4 protein-coding genes are annotated in these 5,253 nt (G+C 44.0%); all 4 read left to right on the forward strand.

What is annotated here, in order from left to right; all coding sequences use genetic code 11:
* The first annotated feature begins 222 nt into the window (after window positions 1–222).
* The gene (locus AC1U9U_RS15340) at window positions 223–1,110 is read left to right on the forward strand and encodes an HpcH/HpaI aldolase/citrate lyase family protein (protein ID WP_479961425.1); all 888 of its coding nucleotides are present in this window, start codon (window positions 223–225) and stop codon (window positions 1,108–1,110) included.
* A gap of 171 nt (window positions 1,111–1,281) precedes the next feature.
* Window positions 1,282–2,538: an NAD(P)-dependent malic enzyme gene (locus tag AC1U9U_RS15345; protein WP_479961426.1), complete on the forward strand. Its 1,257-nt coding sequence runs from the start codon at window positions 1,282–1,284 to the stop codon at window positions 2,536–2,538.
* Window positions 2,539–2,763: 225 nt separating this feature from the next.
* A complete protein-coding gene (locus AC1U9U_RS15350; protein ID WP_479961427.1) occupies window positions 2,764–3,339 on the forward strand; it encodes a LutC/YkgG family protein in 576 nt (191 codons plus the stop codon).
* The coding region (ldhH, locus tag AC1U9U_RS15355; protein WP_479961428.1) for an L-lactate dehydrogenase (quinone) large subunit LdhH at window positions 3,332–5,253 on the forward strand (1,922 nt) is incomplete at its 3' end. The genes AC1U9U_RS15350 and ldhH, both read left to right, overlap by 8 nt.

Raw genomic sequence — 5,253 nt, forward strand, 5'->3', positions numbered from 1 at the left:
GCTCATCGCTGCGGATCCTTGTTCAGATGGGGGATTCCCCATCTGAACGGGGAGTAATACCCAAAATGGCGGGTTATTCGGTGACTTAGCGCTACCGGATTAAATGTAATATTGGTGGCGGTCAGCCATCGAATAACCTCAAGAATGATAAGCCATATTAACTTTGCAACTAAGGACTAATGTCCTTGGAAATATAATTATTTTTTAGGGGGTATATATACCATGGCTGTTATGAGATCTATTATGTACATTCCCGGAAACAATCCTAAAATGGTTGCGAAAGCACCCGAAATTCCTGCTGACATCATCACCTTCGATTTAGAAGATGCTGTACCACCGGCTGAAAAAGAAACAGCTCGTCAGATCGTAAGAGAAAATTTAGAATATGGAGCCAAAGGTGGCGCTCAAGTTTTCGTTCGTATCAATAACTGGGAGACCGGTTTAACCAACGATGATTTAGAAGCTATTGTCTATCCCGGACTTCATGGTGTAACCTTGGCTAAAACCGGTTGCGCTGCAGACGTGCAACGTCTGGACTGGAAATTAGAAGAACTGGAAATGCGTCGCGGCATCCCTGTTGGAACCGTAAAAATTTCGATGCTTCTTGAAACTGCTAAAGGTATTGCTAACGCCGAAGAATGTTGCTTAGCCAGCAAACGTAATGTTAATGCTATCTTCGGTGCCGTTGACTATTGCCGTGACATGCGTGTTAAATTAACCTCAGCAGGAGCCGAGCAACTCTATGGCCGCTTCAAAGTTGGTGTAGCTTGTCGTACTGCCGGCATCGTTGCTATCGATGCTCCTTACGTTGACTACAAAGACATCGAAGGATTCGAAAAGAACGTTGCCGAAGGCAAACAAATGGGCTTTGAAGGCCGCATGATCATTCACCCAGGACAAGTTGAACCTTCCAACAGACTTTACGCTCCAGATCCGGCTGATGTTCAATGGGCTAAAGACGTTGTTAAGGTCTTCGAAGAAGAAGGTCTTGCAAAAGGAAAAGCCGCTGTTTCTTTGAACGGAAAAATGGTTGATACCCCGGTTTATCTTAACGCCAAAGATATCTTAGCTGCTCAAGCCGAAATTGATGCTAAAGACGCTGGAAAATAATCTAAGTTTCCGGGATAGTCTAAATGAATCTGGTCGCTTCACCGCTGAAGCGACCGATTCTTCTAACGATTGCGAAACAGTGTTTCATTTTTAGACAATTTTCGACGGTTATAACATTTTTATAGCTAATTGACATATACTATATTTTAATAAACGAGAGGGGATGTCAAAATGAGCCGCATTAAAAATCTTCGTGAGGAGGCCTTGGAGTTTCACAAGGTAAGACCTGGTAAACTTGAGGTAAGAGTAACTGTTCCTGCTAAAGATCGTGACGATCTCACCCTTGCTTATTCTCCCGGTGTTGCCGAACCTGTAAAGGAAATCGGCGAAAATTCCGAAAACCTTGATATCTATACTAACCATGCTAACTATGTAAGCATCGTTTCTAACGGGACGGCAATTCTAGGCTTAGGTAACTTAGGTGCTGAAGCTGCTATGCCTGTTATGGAAGGTAAATCACTTCTTTTCAAAGCTTTTGGCGATGTTGATGCTTTTCCTCTTTGTGTAAATACCAATGATGTTGACAAAATTGTTGAGATCGTTGAATTAACAGCTCCTACCTTTGGTGGAGTTAACTTAGAGGATATCAAAGCTCCCGAGTGTTTTGAAATTGAAGAAAAACTTAAAGCCCGTGGAATCTTCAAGGGACCGATCTTCCATGACGACCAACACGGAACAGCAGTTGTAACCTTAGCAGGTTTGATTAATGCCTTAAAAGTTGTCGGTAAGAAAATCGAAGAGGTCAAAGTTGTAGCTAACGGTGCCGGTGCCGCCGGTATTGCTATCATCAAACTTCTTATGAGCATGGGCTTAAAGAACGTTATTATGTGCGATACCAAAGGTGCTATTTATGATGGCCGTACTGCCGGTATGAACCCTTGGAAAGAGCAAATCGCTAAAGCAACAAATCCGGAAAAATTCAGTGGCGATCTCGCCGGTGCCTTAGTTGGTGCCGATGTATTCATCGGTATTTCCGCCGCTAATGTGCTCACAGAGGATATGATCCGCTCCATGGCTAAAGATCCTATCTGCTTCTGTCAAGCAAACCCCATTCCGGAAATTTGGCCCATCGAAAGAGCTTTTGAAGCCGGTGCCAAAGTTATCTCCACCGGACGTTCGGATGTTATTAACCAAATTAATAACGTTCTTGCCTTCCCAGGCATGTTCCGCGGTGCTATCGATGTAAGAGCTACCGATATCAACGACGAAATGAAAGTCGCTGCTGCTTATGCAATTGCCAATATCGTTAAAGATGATGAGTTGAAAGCAGATTATATCATACCCAGCACCTTTAACACCGAAGTGGCACCCGCAGTAGCTGCCGCTGTTGCTAAAGCAGCTATGGATACCGGAATTGCCAGACGGCCAATGGATCCTCAAGAAGTAGCCGATAATCTGAAAAAAAGATTAGCCAACCAATATAAATAAGTTTTAAAATTTCCCATAAGCCTAATAGCTGTTAACTAATTAAAAATCTTAAAACAAAGAGGTGGAGAACTCCACCTCTTTGTTTTTTGCAATGAATTAATAATTTTTAGAAACTCATTGAAATTTTCAGTTTTTTGCAGTAACATATTGGCATGGTGGCCTGACCAAAAAATACGATATATAGGTTGGTAGATTTTTAAGAGAGTATAAAAAGGGGTGTGTGTTTTGGAAGATTTAGATCTTTTATATGAGCGATTTCAAACAAAATTGCAAGCTGTTTCCGGTGAGTGCTATCGTGTAAAAACTCTCAAAGAGGCAGAAGGAGTAATAGCTAAAATCACTAGGGAAAAGGGAATCGAGAGTGTGGCTCTGGTTAATTCCCCTATGGCTAAGGCCATGAGTTTATCACAAAGCCTTAAGGTAAATGGGGTAACCGTTTATACAGATCGTTATCAGGAAGTAACCCCAACGGTTGGGGCCGGAATTACCGAGATGAAATGGGCCATTGCTGAATTAGGGACCTTGGTTCAATATGCCGAAGATGTTAACGAACGACTTTGTTCTTCTTTTACACCGATACATATTGCCTTGGTACAGACCTCTACTTTGCTGCCCAATATTATGACTGCACTGGCAACAATTCATAAGGAGCCCCGTATCCCCGGTTTTGTAGGCTTTGTCACCGGTCCCAGCCGGACCTCTGATATTGAACGGGTTCTAACTATTGGTGTCCATGGTCCGGAACAGCTGGTAGTTGTATTTGTGGATGAACAGGCAGAGGAGGGCGAAATCAATGGCTGATGCACAATTTAAACAGAGAATCGGCGATGCTTTAGGGAATGATATTCTTAGGGGGGCCTTGGGCCGCTTCGGTGATGTCTATGGGAAGAATCGGGAACAGGCTTACCAAGGATATGATTTTGAAGCCCTTCGTGAAAAAGTTGTCGAAGTAAAATCCTTTGCTGCTGAGCATTTGGACGAAATGATCGAGCAATTTGAAAAGGCTGCTTCCGCCCGGGGAGCTAAAGTTTTTCGGGCGGAGACCGGTGAAGACGCTAAACAATACATAATCGAATTAGCTAAGCAACAAAAGGTTAGAAATATCGTAAAATCCAAGTCTATGGCTTCTGAAGAGATTCATCTGAATGATGCCTTGATTCATGAGGGCTTTGATGTTCAAGAAACAGACCTAGGGGAATGGATTATTCAGTTAGCCGGACAAAAACCTTCCCATATGGTTATGCCCGCCATCCATATGACTAAGGAACAAGTAGCAGATACTTTTAATAATAATCTTAATTATCACAATGACCCTGTCATCGCCAAACTCGTCAAAACCGCACGCATGGAAATGCGTCAAAAGTTCATGGAAGCGGATATGGGGATTTCGGGAGCAAATATTGCCGTAGCCGAAACAGGGACCTTAATGATGATGACCAATGAAGGGAATGCTCGTCTAACGGCAACCTGGCCCCGGGTTCATGTTTTCCTTGTAGGTATAGAGAAATTCGTACCGACTTTTGAAGATGCCGGCTATATTTTGCAGACCTTGCCCCGCAATGGCACTGCCCAACAGCTAACCAGCTATGTAACTATGATTACCGGACCGAACCCTACTTATTATCCGGATGGTTCCGTCCAGGATAAAGAGTTCCATATCATTCTTATGGATAATGGTCGCCGGAAAATGTACGCAGATGAAAAGTTCAAACAGACTTTCCAGTGTATTCGATGTGCCGCCTGCCTGAATGTTTGTCCTGCTTTCCAACTAGTCGGCGGCCATGTCTACGGCCACATATATACAGGCGGTATCGGAACGATCTTAACTGCCTTCCTTAACTCGGAGAAAGACGCAGAGAATCCGCAAAACCTCTGTCTGCAATGTGGAAAATGTACAGAAGTATGTGCCGGCAAACTAGATATACCCGGCATGATTCTAGAAATTAGGAATAGAGTCGGGGATAAACAGGGCATGGCGATGACTCCCAAGTTTATTTTGGATGTGGTCTCCAACCGCCGCTTATTCCACTCTCTCTTAAGAGTTGCCTCAAAAGCTCAGTTGCCTTTCTCTAAGGGCCAACCCATGATCCGCCATTTACCCCTCTTTTTGTCGGGACTAACAGAGAAGAGGAGCTTGCCGACTATCGCTGAAGTGCCTTTCAGAGACGTAATCAAAAAGATTAACCAAGATATTAAGAACCCTAAGGGGACCATTGCTTTCTTCGGCGGTTGCCTTATCGATTTTGTATACCCGAGAATTGGTGAAGGTGTCGTCAGGGCACTGAACGAAAAAGGTTATAAAGTCACTTTCCCGGAAGGGCAGTCCTGCTGTGGGGCACCGGCGACCTATATGGGTGATCGTAAGAACGCTCGTAAATCGGCAATTATAAATATCGAGGCCATGAATGCGGAAAGTGTCGACTACGTAGTGTCTGCCTGCCCGACCTGTACCCATGCCCTTATTGATAGCTTTAAAGAGCTTGTGGCCGATGACCCGGCTATACTCAAGCGTGCTGAAGAGCTAAGCAAGAAATCCATGGATTTCTCTAAGCTACTAACAATCCTGGGGGGGCTGGAAGAAGGCGGTGACGGTATTCCTTTAAAGATTACCTATCACGACTCCTGCCATTTGAGAAGAAAGATGGGAGTTATCGAAGAACCCAGAAATATCCTCACCAATATCAAAGGTGTGGAACTGGTGGAAATGAATGAGTC

The organism is Desulfitobacterium sp. (genome assembly GCF_982384815.1).

Bases quoted from the DNA above. Each gene is read 5' to 3' on its own strand.
- AC1U9U_RS15340 (WP_479961425.1), top strand. From the start codon at position 223: ATGGCTGTTATGAGATCTATTATGTACATTCCCGGAAACAATCCTAAA.
- AC1U9U_RS15345 (WP_479961426.1), top strand. From the start codon at position 1,282: ATGAGCCGCATTAAAAATCTTCGTGAGGAGGCCTTGGAGTTTCACAAG.